Here is a 4,132-nt window from a genome sequence, read left to right on the forward strand (position 1 = left end):
GCGCAAGCCCGGCTTCAGCCGCGCAGCCATTCGCCCGGCTCGACGCACTCGTAGTCGAGCGCCTCGGCGACCGCGCGGCAGGTGATGCGCCCGGCGTGCACGTTCAGCCCGGCCATCAGGCCCGCATCGTCGAACAGCGCCTGCGGGAAGCCCTTGTCGGCCAGCGCCAGCGTGTACGGCAGCGTGGCGTTGTTCAGCGCGAAGGTCGAGGTGCGCGGCACCGCGCCCGGCATGTTGGCGACGCAGTAATGCACGATGCCGTCGACGACGTAGGTCGGTTCGGCGTGCGTGGTCGGGTGCGAGGTCTCGAAGCAGCCGCCCTGGTCGATGGAGACATCGACCAGCACCGCGCCGGGGCGCATCTGTGCGAGCTGCGCGCGCGTGACCAGCTTCGGCGCCGCCGCGCCCGGCACCAGCACCGCCCCGACCACCAGATCGGATTCGAGCACCTGCGCCTCGATCGCGTCGCGGGTCGCGAACAGCGTCGTCAGGCGCGGGCCGTATTCGATGTCGAGCGCGCGCAGCCGATCGATGTCGCGATCGAGCACGGTGACGTGCGCGCCCATGCCGACCGCCATGCGGATCGCGCCGGCCCCGACCACGCCGCCGCCGATCACGGTCACCTGCGCCGGCGCCACGCCGGGCACGCCGCCGAGCAGCACGCCGCGGCCGCCGTGGGCCTTTTCCAGCGCATGCGCGCCGGCCTGGATCGCCATGCGGCCGGCGACTTCGGACATCGGCGCGAGCAGCGGCAGGCCGCCGCGTGCACCGGTGACGGTTTCGTAGGCGATGGCGGTGACGCCGGATTCGACCAGCAGCCGGGTCTGTTCCGGGTCCGGGGCCAGATGCAGGTAAGTGAACAGCAGCTGCCCGGCGCGCAGGCGCCGGCACTCGACCGGCTGCGGTTCCTTGACCTTCACGATCATTGCGGCGCGTTCGAAGACTTCCGCGGCCGTCCCGAGGACCGTGGCGCCTGCGGCGAGGTACTGCGCATCGTCGCAGCCGATGCCGAGTCCGGCATCGTGTTCGACGAATACCGTGTGGCCGTGCGCGACCAGCTCGCGCACGCTCGCGGGGGTCAGTCCGACCCGGTATTCGTGGTTCTTGATCTCTTTCGGGACACCGATCTGCATGGCACGGGCACTCCTGCAATCGCCGGCCGCACGGGCTGCGGTCGTGGCGTGGCGGCAAGCATGCGCCGCGCGTTTGCGGCCGGCAGGGCCGGCTGGCAAGCAGATTTGACGGCTGGACAGATTCATGGCCAGCGCGCACGGCCGCGTGGTCGCGGCAGTCCGCAAGCCGTCCGGCAAGCAGGGGCGCTTCCCTGCGTGGCAAGGGACGACCGATGCGCGGCATCTGCACTTCGATGCGTGGCAAGGGATGCCCCCTGCGCGGCAGGCACGGATCGGTGATCGCACGGATTCGGGCTGCGATCGGCAGTGGCGGGCCACGACGCAGCGCGGGTGCTCGTGGTCGACGACCGCCCGCGCAGGCGCGGAAGTGGCGGATCGGACAGACAAATGCCGGCCTGCAGGCGCTGGCACGGTCCCTGAAGTGCCTTGCCTGTCCCGTGCCCGGAGTGTCGCCCGATGCCGACCGTCCCCGCGAAATCCCGCAGCCCCGCGCTGCCGCCGCGCCTGCTCGCCGCGATCCGCGCCGAGCAGCAGGCCAGCGAGCGGCTGATCGGCCAGGTGCAACTGGCCGTGGTGCTGACCTTCGGCCTGCTGTGGGCGATCGCACCGAGCCCGCCGAGTCCGGCGCCGAGTCCGGTGCCGTGGGCGCTGGCCGGCTATCTGCTGGTGACGCTGACGCGGCTGGCGTGGACGCAGCGCCGGCGGCTGCCGGACTGGGCGGCGTACCTGTCGATCGTCGCCGACTTCGCGCTGCTGTACGGGCTGATCTGGAGCTTCCACGTCCAGTACATGCAGCCGCCGGCGTTCTCGCTGAAGGCGCCGACGCTGCTGTATGCGTTCATCTTCGTCGTGCTGCGCGTGCTGCGCGTCGAGCTGCGCTTCGTGATCGCGGCCGGTGCGGTGGCGGTGGCCGGCTGGGCGGCGCTGGTCGGGCTTGCGATCGGCGGCAACCTGCACGATGCGGCGATCACGCGCGACTACGTGCATTACCTGACCGCCAACGCCGTGCTGCTCGGCGGCGAGTTCGACAAGCTCGCGACGATGCTGACCGTGACGCTGATCCTCGCGCTCGCGGTCGCGCGCGGGCAGCGGCTGCTGGTGCGGGCGACGGTCGAGTCCAACGCCGCGATGCAGCTGTCGCGCTTTCTGCCGATGGCGGTGGCCGTGCGCATCGCCGCCGCCACCGAGCGCCCGCCGACCGGCGACGGCGAGCTGGCGCCGGCGACGATCCTGTTCCTCGATCTCGAAGGCTTCACGACGCTGGCCGAGGCGCTGCCGCCGCCGCAGCTGATCGCGCTGCTGAACGAGGTGTTCGAGGCCGTGGTCGCGCCGATCGAGCGCCACGGCGGCGTCGTCGACCAGTTCATCGGCGATGCGGTGATGGCGACCTTCAACCTGCCGCAGCCGCACGCCGATCACGCGGCCGCCGCGGTGGCGGCGGCCCTCGACATCCAGACGCTGATGGCGACGCACCGCTTCGGGACCGGCGTGCGGCTCGCGGCGCGCATCGGCATCAACACCGGCATCGTCGTCGGCGGGCTGGTCGGGGCCGGCGAGCGGCTGGCGTACACGGTCTACGGCGATGCCGTGAACCTCGCGGCGCGCCTGGAGCCGCTGAACAAGGACTACGGTACGCGCGTGCTGCTGTCGGAGGCCACGCGGCTCGCGGCCGGCGAGGCGCGCTTCGCGTGGCGGGCGGTCGGCGAGGTGCGCGTGCGCGGGCGCTCGGTGGCGACGCCGCTGTATACGGTCGATGCACCCGAAGCCGCGGCCCCGGCGGACGATGCGGGCTGAGCCGGGGAGGGGTGCCGTCATGTCATCGTCAGGCTTACACGATCGCTTCTGCCGGCTCTGGCACGCGCACGGCGGACGCGACGCCGGGCAGGTGTTCGCCGGACTCGCCGCGCACTACGCCGAGCCGCAGCGGCATTACCACACGCTCGCGCACATCCGCCGCTGTCTGCGCACGCTGGATCATTACCGCGCATCGGTGCCGCAGCCCGATCTCGTCGAGCTGGCGCTGTGGTGCCACGACGTGATCTACGCACCGGCGGCGCGCGACAACGAGGCGAGAAGCGCCGACTGGTGGCGGGCGCAGGCTGCGGGCTTCGCGCCGGCCAGCGTCGATCTGGTCGCCGACGCCATCCTCGCCACCACGCATCGCCAGCCGCCGACGGGCGCAGACGCGGCCTGGACCGTCGACATCGATCTGGCCGGACTGGCGCTGTCGCGATCGAGCTTCGCGCGCGACGGCAGGAAGCTGCGGGCCGAGCGACCGGAACTCGGGGAGGCCGAATACGGTGCGGGGGAGCGGGCGTTTCTGTCGGGGCTGCTGGCGCGGGCGCGTATCTATTACACGGAAGCGCTGTATGCAGATGGCGAGGCGCGGGCGCGGGAAAACCTGCGGCGGCGGATCGCGACGCTGACAGGGGCACGGCATGCCGGAGCGGCCGGCGGGCTTTCAGCCCTTGGGACGGGCTGACGAAGGAAGCCCCTCGCTCGCGCAGTCGGCCGCAGCACTGTTTGACAGCTTCGGCCGGCTCCTCGCCAGCGCCGGCAGCCTGCCGACCTACGGCTACAGCGGCCGCGAGCCCGACGCCACCGGCCTCGTCTACTACCGCGCCCGCTACTACGCCCCGGAGCTTGGACGCTTCACGCAGCCGGACCCGGTGGGGTTGGCCGGGGGGATCAACCGGTATGCGTACGTGGGAGGGAACCCGATTGATTTCAGGGATCCGAGCGGGTTCGTCGTCGCACCGCCGGTGTCGCCGGGCAACGCCCTGCCCGCTTATGCCGGCGCCGTCGGCGGCGTGGCGGTGACAGCCGCGGAGACTGGCGCTGCCGGCCTGGAGGGCTCCGGGTTTCTCACGGGTGCCGCGAGCGGGGTCAGAACATTGCTGACCTACGCCGGCCGCGGACTCGACCCGATGGCCGAGGCTACTGAATGTCGTGGTTCAATTTCCGTGGACACCCGGATAGGGGAAATCCCCCCACCGAGA

At 71.8% G+C, this 4,132-nt stretch carries 4 protein-coding genes; 3 read left to right on the forward strand and 1 reads right to left on the reverse strand.

Features of this window, described 5'->3' with window-relative positions:
- Positions 1–14: 14 nt before the first annotated feature.
- Positions 15–1,133, reverse strand: coding sequence for an alanine dehydrogenase (gene ald / locus PKE44_RS15940; protein ID WP_324553089.1), 1,119 nt, complete (start codon positions 1,131–1,133; stop codon positions 15–17).
- A 456-nt stretch (positions 1,134–1,589) separates the two neighbouring features.
- On the opposite strand from ald, the gene PKE44_RS15945 reads away from it, so the two are divergent.
- The 3 genes from PKE44_RS15945 to PKE44_RS15955 form a co-directional block, all read left to right on the forward strand.
- On the forward strand, positions 1,590–2,927 hold the full coding sequence (locus PKE44_RS15945; RefSeq protein WP_324553091.1) for an adenylate/guanylate cyclase domain-containing protein: 1,338 nt from the start codon (positions 1,590–1,592) through the stop codon (positions 2,925–2,927).
- Positions 2,928–2,946: 19 nt separating this feature from the next.
- Complete coding sequence (locus PKE44_RS15950; RefSeq protein WP_324553094.1) at positions 2,947–3,615, forward strand: hypothetical protein; 669 nt, start codon at positions 2,947–2,949, stop codon at positions 3,613–3,615.
- Positions 3,572–4,132: RHS repeat-associated core domain-containing protein (locus tag PKE44_RS15955; protein WP_324553096.1), on the forward strand; the 561-nt coding region annotated here is incomplete at its 3' end. The genes PKE44_RS15950 and PKE44_RS15955, both read left to right, overlap by 44 nt.

The organism is Plasticicumulans sp. (genome assembly GCF_035331805.1).
Classification (GTDB): domain Bacteria; phylum Pseudomonadota; class Gammaproteobacteria; order Competibacterales; family Competibacteraceae; genus Plasticicumulans.